Raw genomic sequence first — 15111 nt, 5'->3', positions numbered from 1 at the left:
CGGCATTCTGAGATTCGATATGTGCAGGGGCGAGCAGCCGCTCTGGTCCAGAGCGGTCGCCGGTGAGACGGTCAGGGACGGAGGGCGCCCGACGCCTCAGCCGGCGTATCGAAAGCCGTAAAAGCCGTAGCCGAAATAGAGGCCGGAAACCGCGCGCGAACGGTCGAAAGAAACAGAAAGAGCGCGCAGGCGGGACATGGTCCGGTTCCGGTTTATGCGGATCGTGTTGCGACCCGTGTGTGTCTTAAGGACGCAAAGACCGTGCGCCGTCAACCCTCAGGGAAGCTCAGCAGGACAAAACGCGTCTGATTATCGCCGGAATCCTGCAAGTCGTTGCGCAGGATCGACAGGCCGTACACCTCGGCAGCGCCCACCGGGGCGATGGCCGCCCGTGTCGGATCGCCCGCTTCGGCGACGTCGCGCGCCGCGCCTGCGGTATCGAAATGCTCGATAACCTCGACATTCAAGCCGGCCAGCGTGTCCTTGCACTGGGCTAGGGCGATAGGGTGGCTCTCGACCGTGCGGATGTCGGACAGACGCGCGCCGTCGATCGCCATCAGCGCATGACGGATCGGCCGCCAGACCTGAGCGACCGGCTCCACGCCAATCGCACCGACCAGCGTCGCCGCCGGCTCGACCACGCCGATGGTCGAGTTCTCGACAGGGATCAGGGCGCAACCACAGTCGCCGGCGCGCAGCGCATCCAGGGCTTGGGCGAAGGTTTCGAACGCCACCGCCTCGTCCCACGGACGCAGGGCCAGACAGGCCTCATGGCTGAACGATCCGGGCGCGCCCTGATAGGCGACCCGGCCGGGCTTTTCCTCAGTTGGAGCCGCTACTTGCATCGATCACTCCCTCGGTCTCGGATCGATCTGGCGCTGCCTCGGTGGCGTCACCATGACCGGATCGGCCCGCATTTGGGGCGCTGACGACGGCTAGGCCGCCGCCGACTGCGCCACCCGCCCGGCCTTCAGCCGCTCCGCGACCAGGAAGGCCAGCTCCAGCGCCTGGTCCGCGTTCAGGCGCGGATCGCAGTGGGTGTGGTAGCGATTGGACAGATCGTCCTCTGTAACCGCCTGGGCGCCGCCGATGCATTCGGTGACGTTCTGACCGGTCATTTCCAAGTGAACGCCGCCGGGGTGGACGCCTTCGGCCTCAGCCACATCGATGAAGGTCCGGACTTCGCCCAAAATTCGATCGAACGGTCGGGTCTTGTAGCCGTTGCCGGCCTTCAGCGTGTTGCCGTGCATCGGGTCGATGGACCAGATCACCTTGCGGCCCGAGGCCTTCACTTCGCGCATCAGCTTGGGCAGACGCTCGCCGACCTTGTCGTGACCGAAGCGTCCGATCAGCGTCAGACGACCGGAAACATTGTCCGGGTTCAGGGCGTCGATCAGCGGCAGCAGGTCGTCGGCGGTCATCGTCGGCCCGCACTTCACGCCGATCGGGTTCTTGATCCCCTTCATGAACTCGACGTGGGCGCCGTCCAGCTGACGCGTGCGCTCGCCGATCCATAGCATATGGGCCGAGGTGTCGAACCATTCGCCCGAACCGCCGTCCAGACGCGTCAGGGCGCTCTCGACGTTTAGCAGCAGGGCTTCGTGACTGGTGAAGACCTCGACCCGGCTGAGGTCCGGATGGGTCTCGGGCGTAACGCCGACCGCCTCCATGAAGGCCAGGGCCTCGGTGATCTTGTCGGCCAGCTCGCGGTACTGGGCGCCGGCGGCGTTGTCTCCGGCGAAGCCCAGGGTCCAGCGATGGATGTTGTACAGGTCGGCATAGCCGCCGCCGGCGAAGGCGCGCAGCAGGTTCAGCGTCGAGGCCGACTGGTTATAGGCGCGGATCAGGCGCTGCGGATCGGGCGCGCGCTCCTCTGGCGTGAAGCCCATGCCGTTGATGATGTCGCCGCGATAGCTGGGCAGTTCGACGCCGTCGATCTCTTCCAATGGCGACGAACGCGGCTTGGCGAACTGGCCCGCGATCCGCCCCACCTTCACCACCGGCTTGCGTCCGGCGAAGGTCAGGACGACCGCCATCTGAAGGATCAGGCGGAAGGTGTCGCGGATATTGTCGGTCGAGAACTCCTTGAAGCTCTCGGCGCAGTCGCCGCCCTGCAACAGGAAGGCGTCGCCCCGCTCGACCTGGGCCAGCTTCGACGTCAGGCGCCGCGCTTCGCCGGCGAAGACCAGCGGCGGCAAGGCGCGCAGCTCGTCTTCCACCCGCGCGAGGGCGGCAGGATCCGGATAGTCCGCCGGCATGTGCAGGGCGGTCTTGGTTCTCCAGCTTTCGGGGGTCCAGCGTGTCATCGCGCAAGAATAGGACTTCACGCCTATTCAAACAACGAAAGCCAGGAGGATTTTGCCGCGAAATGTCAGTCTTCCGAAGAAGGCGACTTTTCCGCCGCAGCTTCAGCCTTGCGTTCGGCCTTCGCCGCCGCCTTCTCGGCCGCCTTCAGCGCTGCGGCGCGCTCGCGTTCCTGACGCTCAAAGCTGTAGTTGGGTTTGCGAGCCATCGGCGTCCTCGTCTCATATCTTGATCTTGCGGTGAAGGTGGCGATGCATTGGGCCGGACGCAATCGCCAAATCCCGCACCCTGCAAAAGCGGCTCACAGCAGTCTCTCCTTGCGCGTCAAAATCTTGGCGGCGGCGTCGAAGGCGATGAACAGGCGGGCTAGAAGGGTCATGGGGTCTGAACGCTTGGCCCTATTCGATGTTCAGTTCCGCGAACCTTCGTCGCACCCGAGAGGCAGGCGCCCATGTCGACCCAATCCTTCCTCCTCGGCGGTGTCGAAGCCGGCGGCACCAAGTTCATCTGCGGCGTCGCCGCCGCCGACGGCGTGATCATCGACCAGATCCGTATCCCAACGACCTCGCCCGACGAGACGCTGGATGCGGTCGCGGCCTTCTTCGTCGACGCTCAGTCGAGGCACGGCCGGCTTTCTGCGCTGGCGATCGTCAGCTTCGGCCCTTTGTCCCTGAAATCCGACGCGCCGGACTTCGGCGCCATCACCAGCACGCCGAAGCCCGGGTGGAGCGGCGTCAACCTGTTGGCCCGTCTGGGCCGTTTCCTCGATGTTCTAATGACGCTGGACACCGATGTGAACGGCGCGGCCGTGGGCGAACGCCTGTTCGGCAGCGGGCAAGGACTGGAGAGCTTCTGCTACGTCACGGTCGGCACGGGCGTGGGGGTCGGGGTGATGATCGGAGGCGCGCCGCATGGCGGGGCGAACCATCCCGAAGCCGGCCATATCCGCCTGCCCCGCGCCAAGGGCGACGAGACGTTCTCGGGCGTCTGTCCCTTCCACGGCGACTGCCTGGAAGGCTTGGTGAGCGGGCCGGCGCTGCAAGCGCGCTGTGGCGCGGCGGCCGAGACGTTTTCTCACGACCATCCGGCCTGGCCGATGGCGGCGGAGTATATCGCCGGTCTGTGCACCAACCTGACCTACACGCTGCGGCCGGAGCGAATCATCATCGGCGGCGGCGTGATGCAGCCGCACATGTACGATCTGGTCAGACAGGCTCTGGTGAGACAGCTTGGCGGCTATGACGCGAGCCTGCGGGGTCTGGATATGAAGACCTATATCGCGGCGCCGACCGCGGGCGTGTCCGCCGGACTGATCGGCGCATTGGCACTCGCATACCGGTCTGTCACGGGCGAGTGGCCCAAGAACTGGGCGACGCAAGGCCAGGATCAAATTGGATTGGAGATGGTGGACGCGACAGGGATTGAACCTGTGACCCCCTCGGTGTGAACGAGGTGCTCTCCCGCTGAGCTACGCGTCCTTGCCTTGCGGAGGCGGCGACATAGCCCGGTCGCCGGCCCCGCGCAAGCGCCTGTTTCAGATTCCGGCGGCGCGAACGCCTTCGGGCGTATCGGCTTCCGGGTCGCCCGGCAGCCAGGCGACGTGACCGTTGTAGATGTCCTGGTTCAGGATGCCCTCTTCCTTAGCGACCAGCACCGGCACCAGCATTTGGCCGGTCACATTGGTCGCGGTGCGCATCATGTCGATGATGCGATCGATGGCGACGATATAGCCAATCCCTTCCAGCGGCAGGCCGGCGGTCGACAGGGTCAGGGTCAACATGACGATGCTGGTCCCCGGCACGCCGGCCGTCCCCAGCGACCCGAGCACCGCCGTCAGGCCGATCAGGACGTACTGGGTCAGCGTCAGATCAATCTTGAAATACTGGGCGATGAAGATCGAGGCGATGGCCGGATAGATGGCCCCGCACCCGTCCATCTTCACATTGGCCCCCAGGGGCACGGCGAAGGCGGCATAGGCCTGGGGCACCCCCAGACGCTCCACCGTCTGGCGAAGGGTGATCGGCAACGTCCCCAGCGAGGATGAGGTCGCAAATGCGGTCTGCTGGGCCGCGAAGGCGCCGCGGAAAAAGCTGGTCACCTTCAGCCCGTGAACCTTCAGCAGGCCCGAATAGACGATCAGGATGTGGAACAGGCAGGCGGCATAGATGGCCAGGATGAACTTCACCAGGGGCAGCAGCGCCTCCCAGCCGTAGCCGCCGACGACCGATCCGATCAGGCCGAACACGCCGATGGGCGTCAGCTGGATCACCCAGCGGGTGATGCGGAAGATGATGGCCGCGCCCTCATCCACCAGACGCCGAACGCCCTGCGCCCGGTCGCCCAGCGCCACCAGGGCCATGCCGACCAGGGCCGAAAAGAAGATGATCTGCAGCACCTTGCCTTCGGCCAGGGCCGCGAACGGATTGGTCGGCACGACGCCGATCAGGACTTCCAGCGGCGTCGGGATCACCCGGTCCTTGACCTCGCCCAGCGGCAGGTTGGACAGGCCGACGCCCGGATTGATGATGTGGCCGAAGGCGAACCCGACCAACACCGCCAGCAGGGAGGTGATGGCGAACCAGACGATGGTCCGCACCCCCAGCCGCACGGCCCCCGCCCCTTCCCCCAGCTTGGCGATGGAACTGGCGATGGTGAACAGCACCAGCGGCGCCACCACCATGCGGATCAGGTTCAGATAGACGTCGCCGATCGGCTGAAGCCAGGTCTCGGCCCGCTCGCGCAGGATCAGCCCGGCGATGATGCCGAGGATGAAGCCGGCGGCGGTCCGCTGCCACAGCGGGATCTTGAAAAAGCGAGCGAGCATGACGGCACTTTCAACAGGGGTGCGCCAATCTGTCCATCGCCATGACGATCCGCAACCGCAGCAGCGATCATTCAGCCGACAGATTTCCTGTCGGCTGACTTCAGAATTTCAGCGCCCGCCGCACGTAGAAGTCGGAGAGGATGCCGTCGATCGCCTCTTCGACGTCTTCGAAAGCGTCGATCAGCACGTCCCCGCCCAGGTCTTCGACGGGCGTCGGCGTAAAGCCGAAGGTCGTCAGAATGCAGGGCATGCCGGCGTCTTTGGCGGCGTCCGCGTCCGGCGCGGCGTCTCCCACCATGATGGCCCGTTCGGGATCACCGCCCGCGATGGCGACGGCCTCCTTCAGATGGGCGCCTGAGGGCTTGCGCGCGCTGACCCGATCCGGGCCGACGATCGCGGCGAAATGTCGGGTCAGGTCCAGCTTGCCCAACAACAGCTCCGAAAGGTCCGAACGCTTGTTGGTGGCCACGACCAGGATTGCGCCCCGCTCGCTGAGCCGCTTCAGCGTCTCGACCACGCCCTCGAAAGGCTGCGAGCCGTCGGCGATGTGGGCAGCGTAATCGACCAGGAACCGCTCAAACAGTTCGTCGGACTTGGCCCGCTCGACCGGCGCGCCGGCGGCTTCGAAGCCGTGCACCAGTAGCGCCCGCGCGCCCGATCCGATCAGCGTCGAGGCGGACTCCATCGGCACGGGCGGCAGCCCCTCCTCGACCAACATCCGGTTCAGCGTGCCGATCAGGTCCGGGGCGGAATCGACCAGCGTCCCATCCAGGTCAAAGGCGATGGTCCAGCCTTCCAGGTCGCGATCGCTCATCCACATCTCCCGCTGGCCCGCATGATGGGCTAGATCGCAGGACGACTAGACTGCGAGACGATTCATGACCAGCCAGACGCGCGCCCGCGCCGCCATCATTCTCTCCGCCGGCCAGGGCACGCGGATGAAGTCGCCGCTGCCCAAGGTGCTGCACCCCGTCGCCCACCGCGCCATGCTGGACCACGCCATCGATGCGGCGGAAGGCCTGGGGTGCGAACGCATCGTCGTCGTGGTCGGCAATCACTCGCCGGAGGTCCGGGCCCATGTAGTCAAACGGCTGGGCGAGGCCGCCATTGCGGTCCAGGACCCGCCGCTCGGCACCGGCCACGCCGTGCGCGCCGCCGAACAGGCCCTTGCCGGCTTCGACGGCGAGGTGGTCGTCACCTATGGCGACGTGCCGTTGCTAAAGGCCGCCGACATCGAGCCCGTCTTCAATGCCGACGGCGTCACCGTCATCGGGTTCGAGGCTCGCGATCCGGGCGACTATGGCCGTCTGATCGTCGACGGCGACACCCTGACCGCCATCACGGAGGCCAAGGAAGCGTCGGCCGAGGTTCTCGCCATCACGGCCTGCAACTCGGGCGTCATGGCCGCGCCAGCGGCCCTGCTCTTTTCGCTGCTGGCCGAGGTGAAGAACGAAAACGCCAAGGGCGAATACTATCTGACGGATGTCGTCGCTCTGGCGCGACAGGGCGGCCACCCAACCCGCGCCGTCTTCGCCGCAGAGGACGCGGTGATGGGCGTCAACTCCCAGGCCGAACTGGCTCAGGCCGAGGCCCTGTTCCAGACCGTGCAACGCGACACCTTCCTGGCGTCCGGCGTGACCATGGCGGCGCCGGACACTGTTCATTTCGCGTGGGACACCCAGATCGGCGGCGGGGCCGTCGTCGAACCCTTCGTGGTCTTCGGCCCTGGTGCGGTGATCGATGCCGGCGCGCGCATTCGCAGCTTCAGCCATATCGAGGGCGCGCGGGTCGCGGCCGGGGCCGAAGTCGGTCCTTACGCGCGCCTGCGTCCCGGCGCGGACCTGGCGACGGGGGTCAAGGTCGGCAATTTCGTCGAGGTCAAGAACGTGAAGATGGCGGAAGGCGCTAAGGCCAATCACCTGGCCTATCTGGGCGACGGGTCGGTTGGCGCGGGCGCCAACGTCGGCGCAGGGACGATCTTCTGCAACTACGACGGCTTCAACAAAGCCCAGACCCAGGTCGGCGCCGGCGCCTTCATCGGATCGAACTCCAGCCTGGTGGCCCCGGTGGTGATCGGCGACGGCGCCCTGATCGCCTCCGGCTCCGTCATCACCGAGGACGTGCCCGCCGACGCCATGGCCTTCGGCCGCGCCCGCCAGACCGTCAAACCTGAAGCGGCCGCGGCCTTCCGTGTCGAAGCCAAGGCCAAGAAGGCTGCGAAATCCAAATGAGCGACCTCCAGAAGAAGAACGCCGGCGAGGCCGCCGCCGCCCATGTCGAGGCCGGCATGATCGTCGGCCTGGGCACTGGCTCGACGGCCGCCTGGTTCGTCAAGGCGCTGGCGGCGCGGAACCTGTCGGGTCTGCGTTGCGTCCCGACATCAGAGAAGACTGCAGATCTCGCGCGCGAACTTGGGCTGACGTTATCGACGCTGGAGGACACGCCGCGCATCGACCTGACCGTGGACGGCGCCGACGAGATCGGGCCTGGCCTGGCGCTGATCAAGGGCGGCGGCGCGGCTCTGCTGCGCGAGAAGCTGGTGTGGGAGGCCTCGGCTCGCTGCATCGTCATCGCCGACGCGGCCAAGGTGGTGCCGGTTCTGGGGACCTTCCCCCTGCCGATCGAGGTCGTCGCCTTCGGTCACAAGACGACGGCCAACCGGATCGCCGATGTCCTGATCGATCACGACATCAACCAGCCGGCGCGCGTGCGGCAGGCGGATCGCGGCCTGGTCCGCACCGACGGCGGCAATCTGATCTATGACGCGGGCTGCAAGGCGATCCACGATCCGGTCCGTCTGGCCGACGATCTGAAGCTGATTACCGGCGTGGTGGAGCACGGGCTGTTTCTGGATCTCGCCGACCTGGCCATCATCGGCACGGACGAGGGCGTTGAGGAGCGCCTTCCCTAGGACACGCCCCGGCGGCTCAGCACCGCCGGAACCGTGCGCGCCAGTATCGCGAGATAAACCCCGATGCTCCGGTTTCTGACCAACCAGACATCCATCGCAACCCGGCGTGGATAGGGCACGGCGTTGCGCCCCGAGACCTGCCACAGCCCCGTCAGGCCTGGGCGAACCGCGCAGTAGTCGGCCAGTCGCCGTCCGTATCGCGCCGCCTCGTCGATCACGATCGGTCGGGAACCGACCAGCGACATCTCGCCTCTCAACACATTGATCAACTGCGGCAGTTCATCCAGGCTGGACCGTCGCAACAGGCGGCCCAGCGACGTGACGCGCGGATCGTGCGTCAGCTTTCGCATCGCCTGCCATTCCGGATCAGAGGCTGACGGCAAGGCTTGCTCCGCGCCCACCGTCATCGAACGGAATTTGAGGCAGTCGAACATTCGGCCGTCGCGGCCGATGCGCTGCTGGCGAAAGATCGCGGCCCCTCCGTCCTGCGTACTGACGCCCAGAGCAATGAAAAGGAAGAGCGGCCAGGTCAAAAGCAGGCCTATCAGGGCGAATGCGATATCCATGGCGCGGGTCGGGTCGTGACGAACACGGCGCCGAGACGCACCGACGCCGCATGTCGACGTCACATCGCACCCGGCCAATTCCGTTATAGACATTCAGGCCCCCCAAGCGTCACCATGACTTGGGATTGCATGGGTGGCAATCCTGGCGCGTCGTCAGCACAGATTGCTCAGATCAGTCGCCGCCCCACCAACTCAGCGTGAATGGCGTGCGACGGCCGCTCACCGAAATCGTCCCAGTAACGACAGGCGTCTGATCGCCGAGATTGCGCCGCGCCGTCGCCAAAGCGCCCTGGTCAATCCGGGCCGACAACTCGACCAGGCCCATGCCAGGCGCAGACCCGCTCATTTGGATCCGATCGTCGGTGACGACATAGGCGTCCGGCAGAACCCTGACCTCGCCCTGCGGCCCGGCCAGAGACAGCATCAGCGGCGGCGAAGCGCGGGAGCCGCCTTCCCAGGCGGCGAAGGCCTCATCCTGACCGACAAACAGGGAAGCCACGAGCGGCATCTCCCCCTCACCTGTCGGGCGATAGTCGCCCGAGATATCGCCGCTCAGACGATGCTGGAACGTCGCTTCCGGCGTCGACGTCGGCGTCGCGGCGTCGCGCCGCTCGCATGCCGCCAGGCTCAGCACGGCCACGACCGCAACGACCGCAACGACCACCCATGAGGACCTCATCGATCAAGCGCCCGGTCCAAAGCCCGGAACCCGGCGATGGCGATCTCGGTCGCGCTGGCAAAGACCGATGGCGTGATCTTGTCGAAGGTGTCGCTCGGTCGATGATAGTCGGGGTGATAATCGACGCCCATGTACAGGAAGGGCACGCCCGCCTCATGGAAGGCGCCATGATCGGAGGCGTCGACCCAGTTGTTCTCGCCCGTATCCTGCGGGGTGTCCTTGCCAAAGGCGAAGGACACGGCCCCGTTCGGCGCCACGGCCTCCAGCACGGGGCGCAGATTGGGGTGCTGATAGGTCCCGGTGACCCACAGATGGCCATCCGTTTCCGCCCGCGCCGTCATGTCGAAGTTCAGGTTCAGGCTCAGTGACGACAGGGGCACCGGGGGCGCCTTGACGAACTCGCGAGCGCCCAGCAGCCCCCGCTCCTCGCCGTCCAGCGCAACGATCAGCACGCTGTGTTCCGGCGGCTGGGCCTTGAGCCGCGCCGCCAGCTCCAGCATCGTCGCCACGCCCGAGGCATTGTCGTCGGCCCCGTGGAAGATCTGGCCGTCATTGACGCCGACATGGTCATAATGGGCCGTCACGACGATATAGCGGTCGGCGACGCGGGTACCGGGGATCAGGCCGACGATGTTGACGCCGCTGAAGGTCTTCACGCCCTCGCGCGTGCGGCCCGGTGTCTCGAACCGCTGCAAACGCCCGAACGGCGGCGGCTGAACGCCCATGGCCTCCAATCGCGAGACGATGTAGGCGCGCGCCCGCTCGCCGCCTTCTGAGCCCGTGTCGCGGCCCTGCATGTCGTCGGCCGACAGGATGCGAACGTCCTCCAGCAGTTGGCTGGAAACCGGCGCGACGGCGCTCGGCGCAATCGGCGCCGTCCCGGGAACGGCGGCGCAACCGCTGACGATCAGAGCGGCGCCGGCGACGAAAAGGCAGAGGGTCGAACGAGTCATACAGGCTCCGATAATGACGCGCGAACCTAGCGAAGCGCGGACGGCGCGTCAGCCTACGGTTCTGTCATCATCGGCTTTGCGCGATGCACGGGCGGCGCGTCAGATGATATGACGGCGGCCATGGCCAATGCGATTCCTCTTGAAGTCCCCGTCGAAGACCTCACCGCCGAGACGGCCGCCGAGGCCCTGGCCTGGCTGGCCGCCGAAATGGCCCGCCACGACGCGCTCTACAACGAGGCGACGCCCGAGATTTCCGACGCGGAATACGACGCCCTGCGTGCGCGCAACCTGGCGATCGAAACCGCCTTCCCCGATTTGGTCCGCCCTGACTCTCCGTCGAACAAGGTCGGCGCCGCCGCCTCAACCCAGTTCGCCGAGGTGCGCCACGGCGTCCCCATGCTGTCGCTGGACAACGCCTTCGACGAGGGCGAGGTGCGAGATTTCGTCGCCCGGATCACACGCTTCCTCAAACTGCCCGCCGACGAACCGATCGCCTTTGTCGCCGAGCCCAAGATCGACGGCCTCTCCGCCAATCTTCTCTATGTCGACGGCAAGCTGACGATCGGCGCCACGCGCGGCGATGGACGCGCGGGCGAGGACGTCACCGCCAATCTGAACACCATCGCGGATGTACAGCAGACTCTGGCCGGCGACGGCTGGCCCGACCGGATCGAGATCCGGGGCGAGGTCTATGCCCCTAATGACGCCTTCGCCGCCTTCAACGCCGCCGCCGAGGCCGAGGGCCGCCGCACCTACGCCAACCCCCGCAATTTCGCCGCCGGCTCCCTGCGCCAGAAGGATGCCCGGATCACCGCCAAACGCCCGCTGAACTTCTTCGCCTACGCCTGGGGCGAACATTCCAGCGACTTCGCCGAGACCCAGTGGGAAGCCCTGCAAAAGCTCAAAGCCTGGGGATTCCGCGTCAACGCCCGCTCGCGCCGTGTCGAGGGCGCCGAGGGCCTGATCGCCATCTATCGCGAACTGGAACGCGACCGCGCGACCCTAGGCTATGACATCGACGGCGTGGTCTACAAGGTGGATCGCATCGACTGGCAACGCCGCTTGGGCTTCGTCGCGCGCAGCCCCCGCTGGGCCATCGCCCACAAATTCCCGGCGCAGCAGGCGACCACGGTGCTGGAAGGCATCGACATCCAGGTCGGCCGCACCGGCTCCCTGACCCCCGTCGCCCGGCTCCACCCCGTCACCGTCGGCGGCGTCGTGGTCCGCAACGCCACCCTGCACAATGAAGACGAGATCGAACGTCTGGATGTCCGCATCGGCGACACGGTCCGCCTGCAGCGCGCCGGCGACGTCATCCCGCAGATCCTGGGCGTGGTCCCGGAGTTACGTCCGGCCGACGCCGTCCCCTATGTCTTCCCGGAACACTGCCCCGTCTGCGGCTCGGAAGCCGTGCGCGAGGGCGACGAGGTCAAGCGCCGCTGCACCGGCGGCCTGATCTGCGACGCCCAGATCGTCGAACGGCTGAAGCATTTCGTCGGTCGCCGCGCCTTCGACATCGAGGGGCTGGGCGAAAAGCAGCTGGTCGCCTTCCATGCGCGGGGCTGGATCAAGGAGCCGGCCGACATCTTCCGACTGGCGCGCGACGAGGCGCGGCTGAAGGCGCTGGAACGCGACGACGGTTATGGCCAGATCAGCATCCGCAACCTGGTCGCTGGCATCGACGCCCGCCGCGTCATCTCGCTGGACAGGTTCTTGTTCGGTTTGGGAATCCGCGACATCGGCGAACAGACCTCCATCGTGCTCGCCCGCGCCTTCGAGAGCTGGCCTGCGCTGAAGGCCGCCTGCCTCCAGGCCGCTTCGGGTGTGCCGTCCGAAGCCTGGACCGACCTGGCGGCCGCCCACGCCATATCGCCCCGCGTCCTGACCCTGATGGCAGAGGTCACGCCCCCCGCTGCCGATCCCTGGCCCGAGGCCACGATGGACATGAAGATCAGCCAGGCCTTTCCCGGAATGGCCGCCCCGGCCCGCCGGTCATTGGCGACTCTCGCGGACGACTGGTCCGGGCTGGTCGAACTGGCCCGGGTCGCGCGCGAGGACCGCCCGTCCGAAATCCTGAACCAGATCGCCGGTGTCACCGGCGTCGGTCCCGTCGCTGCCGAGGCCTTGGCCCACTTCTTCCACGAGCCGCATAATCTGCAGGTCGTAGAGGCTTTGGAAGCCGAACTGACCGAAATCCTCAATGCCGAACGCCCCAAGTCCGACACGGCGGTCGCCGGCAAGACCGTCGTCTTCACCGGCGCCCTGGAGCGCTTCACCCGCGACGAGGCCAAGGCCCGCGCCGAAAGCCTGGGCGCCAAGGTCTCGGGTTCAGTGTCGAAAAAGACCGACTACCTCGTCGCAGGCCCCGGAGCCGGCTCCAAGCTCAAAGACGCCGAAAAGCATGGCGTCCAGGTGCTGACCGAGGACGAATGGCTGGCCCTGATCGGCGGTTGAAGTTGACCTAACGGTCGGTTTTCGTTGGTGATCGCTGGAGTTTTGGCCTTGTTTTCAACCGAAACCGCGATCAACGTCCGCTTTAACGGGCGGTGCGAGCGACCCGACGAAAGGGAACGACTATGAAGATCAAGATCATGCTGGCCGCAGCGAGCCTGGCGGGTGCCCTGGCCTCTCCGGCCTTGGCGGGCGACCCGACGGGCCTATGGCAGACGCCGACCAATGGCGGTCAGGTGCGGATCGCGCGTTGCGGCCAGGCGCTGTGCGGCACGCTGGTGACGTCGGACCACATTCGCGCCGACGCCAATGCGCGCGACGCCAACAATCGCAACGCCGACCAGCGGAACCGCACCCTGCGCAATCTGCCCATGCTGACCGGCTTCACCGGCGGTCCGACGGAATGGCGCAACGGCTCGGTCTACAACCCGGCCGACGGCGGCACCTATCGCGGCACCATCACCATGACAAACGACAACAGCCTGCGTCTGCGCGGTTGCATCGTGGCTCCGCTGTGCAAGACCCAGACCTGGACCCGCATCCAGTAGGATCAGGACGCCCCACATACGAAAGGCCCGGTCGGAGCGATCCGACCGGGCCTTTTTCATTTGGCTTGTAGCTCAGCGATTCAGCGCCGCCCGCGCCGCCTCGGCGTAGCGATGCCCCGTTGCCGCGCCCTTGGGGAAGACGGCCTCAATCCGGGCGAGATCCTCAGGCGTCAGAACGATGTCCACGGCCGCCGCATTCTGCTCCAGGGTCGCGATACGACGTGTGCCGGGGATCGGGATCAGATCCTCGCCCTGCGCCAGCACCCAGGCCAGCGCCAGTTGAGCGGCGGTTATGCCCTTGTCCGACGCAATGGCCTTCACGGCCTCAACCAGATCCAGGTTCTTCTGGAAGTTCTCGCCCATGAAGCGCGGATTGGTGCGGCGGAAGTCGTCCGCTTCCAGGTCATCGATCGAGGTGATTTCGCCCGACAGGAAGCCGCGGCCCAGCGGGCTGTAGGGCACGAAGTCGATGCCCAGTTCGCGCACGACTGCGAACAGTTCGTCCTCCGGCTCGCGGCTCCACAGCGAGTATTCCGTCTGCAGCGCCGTGATCGGATGGGTCGCATGCGCCTTGCGCAGGGTGTCGGGCGCGGCCTCGGACAGCCCCAGGAAGCGGACCTTGCCCTCCTTGACCAGTTCCGCCATCGCCCCGACCGTGTCCTCGATCGGCGTGTCCGGATCAACGCGGTGCAGATAGTAAAGATCGACGTGATCGACGCCCAGGCGTTGCAGGCTGCCCTCGATGGCGCGACGCACATTGGCCGGGCTGCCGTCGGTCATTAGCTTGGTGCGGTCGGCATTGTAGTTGATGCCGAATTTGGTGGCGATGAAGGCCTGGTCGCGCCGGTCCTTCAGCGCCTTGCCGACCAGCACCTCGTTCGTATGAGGGCCGTACATTTCGGCGGTGTCGAACAGGGTGATTCCCAGATCGAGCGCGCGATGGATGACGGAGGTGGACTGAGCTTCGTCAGAGCCGCCGTAAAAGGCGCTCATGCCCATGCAGCCCAGGCCAATGGCCGAAACCTCGGGACCGTTCGCACCCAACTTGCGCGTCTTCATGGGGCCTTCTCCTGTCGATGTGGGGGATCGACCACACGGCCGATTATCAGGAGATGGTCGCGGCGACGGCGGGCTGCAAGCCCGGCCGCGCTTTGCAATGGTACCGCCTCTCAGGCTTGAACTGAGGACCTCCGGTTCCACAAACCGGCGCTCTAACCAACTGAGCTAAGGCGGCCCGCACATCGCGAGGCGCGTTCTCTACCGAGGCCTCACCAACCAATCAAGCATAGAGTGCGACCCACACAAACAAAAACGCCCCGGCGGATGCCGGGGCGTTCTGTCGATATAGACTATGAGGCCTACTGAAGGCGGAAGCGAACCGTAAAGCGCGCTTGTCCGCCTTGAGCAACCCCGTCCACCGTGCCAGGCGCAAAGCGCGCAGACCGCATGGAGGCAACCGCTTCGCGACCGAATCCAGCACCCGAAGGCGTCTCAGAAACGATGCTGCAGTTTGTGGCCGAACCATTGGCCTGAACCGAGCAAAGCAGAACAACCGTGCCTTCCTCAATGCCACGCTCTTGAGCGCGGGCCGGGAATTCGGGACGCGGCTGGCGCGACCACGACACGTTCGTGATGGTCGCTGGGCGAGCCGGAGCCGGCGGCGCGGGCGGAGGCGGCGGTCCAGGAATATTGACGGGCGGACCCGTGTATTCAACCCGATCTTCCTTCTTCGTCGGCGTGATGTTGACCGGCGGAGGGGGGACGATGTTCGGGACCGGAGCCGGCACACGCACCTGAAGTTTCGGCGGCGGAGGCGTGTCCGTCGGCGGAGGCGGCGGACACGCCTCCGCCGCCGAAACTTCAGGTGCGTGTGCC

At 66.3% G+C, this 15111-nt stretch carries 15 protein-coding genes and 2 tRNA genes; 5 read left to right on the top strand and 12 right to left on the bottom strand.

Features of this window, described 5'->3' with window-relative positions:
* Positions 1 to 269: 269 nt before the first annotated feature.
* From GGC30_RS14565 to GGC30_RS16345, 3 genes are all read right to left on the bottom strand, one after another.
* Entirely contained in the window at positions 270 to 845 is a 576-nt protein-coding gene (locus tag GGC30_RS14565; RefSeq protein ID WP_153925655.1) for a prephenate dehydratase domain-containing protein, read from the bottom strand.
* 90 nt (positions 846 to 935) lie between these two features.
* On the bottom strand, positions 936 to 2306 hold the full coding sequence (locus GGC30_RS14560; RefSeq protein WP_153925671.1) for a class II 3-deoxy-7-phosphoheptulonate synthase: 1371 nt from the start codon (positions 2304 to 2306) through the stop codon (positions 936 to 938).
* Positions 2307 to 2371: 65 nt separating this feature from the next.
* Positions 2372 to 2512: a hypothetical protein gene (locus GGC30_RS16345; protein WP_165116349.1), complete on the bottom strand. Its 141-nt coding sequence runs from the start codon at positions 2510 to 2512 to the stop codon at positions 2372 to 2374.
* A 243-nt stretch (positions 2513 to 2755) separates the two neighbouring features.
* On the opposite strand from GGC30_RS16345, the gene GGC30_RS14555 reads away from it, so the two are divergent.
* Positions 2756 to 3751, top strand: coding sequence for an ROK family protein (locus GGC30_RS14555; protein ID WP_153925669.1), 996 nt, complete (start codon positions 2756 to 2758; stop codon positions 3749 to 3751).
* Here GGC30_RS14555 and GGC30_RS14550 read toward each other — a convergent pair.
* The 3 genes from GGC30_RS14550 to GGC30_RS14540 all read right to left on the bottom strand — a co-directional run bounded on the left by GGC30_RS14550 (position 3708) and on the right by GGC30_RS14540 (position 5948).
* Positions 3708 to 3782: transfer RNA gene (locus GGC30_RS14550), tRNA-Val, on the bottom strand. The genes GGC30_RS14555 and GGC30_RS14550 overlap by 44 nt on opposite strands.
* Before the next feature lie 56 nt (positions 3783 to 3838).
* Positions 3839 to 5128, bottom strand: coding sequence for a dicarboxylate/amino acid:cation symporter (locus GGC30_RS14545; RefSeq protein ID WP_066622799.1), 1290 nt, complete (start codon positions 5126 to 5128; stop codon positions 3839 to 3841).
* Positions 5129 to 5228: 100 nt separating this feature from the next.
* Positions 5229 to 5948 carry an HAD-IA family hydrolase gene (locus GGC30_RS14540; protein WP_370452010.1) on the bottom strand — a complete coding sequence of 240 codons (720 nt, stop codon included), beginning with the start codon at positions 5946 to 5948 and terminating at the stop codon, positions 5229 to 5231.
* 58 nt (positions 5949 to 6006) lie between these two features.
* Between GGC30_RS14540 and glmU the strand changes: the two genes are divergently transcribed.
* Both glmU and rpiA read left to right on the top strand, forming a co-directional pair.
* Positions 6007 to 7359, top strand: coding sequence for a bifunctional UDP-N-acetylglucosamine diphosphorylase/glucosamine-1-phosphate N-acetyltransferase GlmU (gene glmU / locus GGC30_RS14535; protein WP_153925651.1), 1353 nt, complete (start codon positions 6007 to 6009; stop codon positions 7357 to 7359).
* Positions 7356 to 8039, top strand: a complete 684-nt coding sequence (rpiA, locus tag GGC30_RS14530) for a ribose-5-phosphate isomerase RpiA (RefSeq protein ID WP_153925649.1) — start codon at positions 7356 to 7358, stop codon at positions 8037 to 8039. Before glmU ends, rpiA begins: the two co-directional genes overlap by 4 nt.
* Here the strand turns inward: rpiA and GGC30_RS14525 are convergent.
* From GGC30_RS14525 to GGC30_RS14515, 3 genes are all read right to left on the bottom strand, one after another.
* Positions 8036 to 8605, bottom strand: coding sequence for a sugar transferase (locus GGC30_RS14525; RefSeq protein WP_153925647.1), 570 nt, complete (start codon positions 8603 to 8605; stop codon positions 8036 to 8038). The two genes, rpiA and GGC30_RS14525, sit on opposite strands and share 4 nt — an antisense overlap.
* Before the next feature lie 172 nt (positions 8606 to 8777).
* Positions 8778 to 9284: a hypothetical protein gene (locus GGC30_RS14520; RefSeq protein WP_153925645.1), complete on the bottom strand. Its 507-nt coding sequence runs from the start codon at positions 9282 to 9284 to the stop codon at positions 8778 to 8780.
* A complete protein-coding gene (locus GGC30_RS14515) occupies positions 9281 to 10237 on the bottom strand; it encodes a M28 family peptidase (protein WP_153925643.1) in 957 nt (318 codons plus the stop codon). Before GGC30_RS14515 ends, GGC30_RS14520 begins: the two co-directional genes overlap by 4 nt.
* Positions 10238 to 10357: 120 nt before the next feature.
* On the opposite strand from GGC30_RS14515, the gene ligA reads away from it, so the two are divergent.
* Both ligA and GGC30_RS14505 read left to right on the top strand, forming a co-directional pair.
* Entirely contained in the window at positions 10358 to 12691 is a 2334-nt protein-coding gene (ligA, locus tag GGC30_RS14510; protein ID WP_228763761.1) for an NAD-dependent DNA ligase LigA, read from the top strand.
* A 122-nt stretch (positions 12692 to 12813) separates the two neighbouring features.
* Positions 12814 to 13236: a DUF2147 domain-containing protein gene (locus GGC30_RS14505; protein ID WP_153925639.1), complete on the top strand. Its 423-nt coding sequence runs from the start codon at positions 12814 to 12816 to the stop codon at positions 13234 to 13236.
* Positions 13237 to 13308: 72 nt separating this feature from the next.
* Here GGC30_RS14505 and GGC30_RS14500 read toward each other — a convergent pair whose 3' ends face one another.
* From GGC30_RS14500 to GGC30_RS16790, 3 genes are all read right to left on the bottom strand, one after another.
* Complete coding sequence (locus tag GGC30_RS14500) at positions 13309 to 14295, bottom strand: aldo/keto reductase (RefSeq protein WP_153925637.1); 987 nt, start codon at positions 14293 to 14295, stop codon at positions 13309 to 13311.
* Between the two features lie 98 nt (positions 14296 to 14393).
* A tRNA-His gene (locus tag GGC30_RS14495) sits at positions 14394 to 14470 on the bottom strand.
* 124 nt (positions 14471 to 14594) lie between these two features.
* Complete coding sequence (locus GGC30_RS16790; protein WP_370452011.1) at positions 14595 to 14861, bottom strand: energy transducer TonB; 267 nt, start codon at positions 14859 to 14861, stop codon at positions 14595 to 14597.
* Between the last annotated feature and the right edge of the window lie 250 nt (positions 14862 to 15111).

Source organism: Brevundimonas sp. SPF441 (assembly GCF_009661015.1).
GTDB lineage: Bacteria > Pseudomonadota > Alphaproteobacteria > Caulobacterales > Caulobacteraceae > Brevundimonas > Brevundimonas vesicularis.
The sequence above is the reverse complement of the archived record's forward strand: the minus strand, read 5'-3'. Positions and strand labels throughout refer to the sequence as shown.

Bases quoted from the DNA above. Each gene is read 5' to 3' on its own strand.
- GGC30_RS14555 (WP_153925669.1), top strand. From the start codon at position 2,756: ATGTCGACCCAATCCTTCCTCCTCGGCGGTGTCGAAGCCGGCGGCACC.
- GGC30_RS14525 (WP_153925647.1), bottom strand. From the start codon at position 8,605: ATGGATATCGCATTCGCCCTGATAGGCCTGCTTTTGACCTGGCCGCTC.
- GGC30_RS14505 (WP_153925639.1), top strand. From the start codon at position 12,814: ATGAAGATCAAGATCATGCTGGCCGCAGCGAGCCTGGCGGGTGCCCTG.
- GGC30_RS14560 (WP_153925671.1), bottom strand. From the start codon at position 2,306: ATGACACGCTGGACCCCCGAAAGCTGGAGAACCAAGACCGCCCTGCAC.
- ligA (WP_228763761.1), top strand. From the start codon at position 10,358: ATGGCCAATGCGATTCCTCTTGAAGTCCCCGTCGAAGACCTCACCGCC.
- GGC30_RS14540 (WP_370452010.1), bottom strand. From the start codon at position 5,948: ATGTGGATGAGCGATCGCGACCTGGAAGGCTGGACCATCGCCTTTGAC.
- rpiA (WP_153925649.1), top strand. From the start codon at position 7,356: ATGAGCGACCTCCAGAAGAAGAACGCCGGCGAGGCCGCCGCCGCCCAT.
- GGC30_RS14565 (WP_153925655.1), bottom strand. From the start codon at position 845: ATGCAAGTAGCGGCTCCAACTGAGGAAAAGCCCGGCCGGGTCGCCTAT.
- GGC30_RS14500 (WP_153925637.1), bottom strand. From the start codon at position 14,295: ATGAAGACGCGCAAGTTGGGTGCGAACGGTCCCGAGGTTTCGGCCATT.
- GGC30_RS14520 (WP_153925645.1), bottom strand. From the start codon at position 9,284: ATGAGGTCCTCATGGGTGGTCGTTGCGGTCGTTGCGGTCGTGGCCGTG.
- GGC30_RS14515 (WP_153925643.1), bottom strand. From the start codon at position 10,237: ATGACTCGTTCGACCCTCTGCCTTTTCGTCGCCGGCGCCGCTCTGATC.
- GGC30_RS14545 (WP_066622799.1), bottom strand. From the start codon at position 5,128: ATGCTCGCTCGCTTTTTCAAGATCCCGCTGTGGCAGCGGACCGCCGCC.
- GGC30_RS16345 (WP_165116349.1), bottom strand. From the start codon at position 2,512: ATGGCTCGCAAACCCAACTACAGCTTTGAGCGTCAGGAACGCGAGCGC.
- glmU (WP_153925651.1), top strand. From the start codon at position 6,007: ATGACCAGCCAGACGCGCGCCCGCGCCGCCATCATTCTCTCCGCCGGC.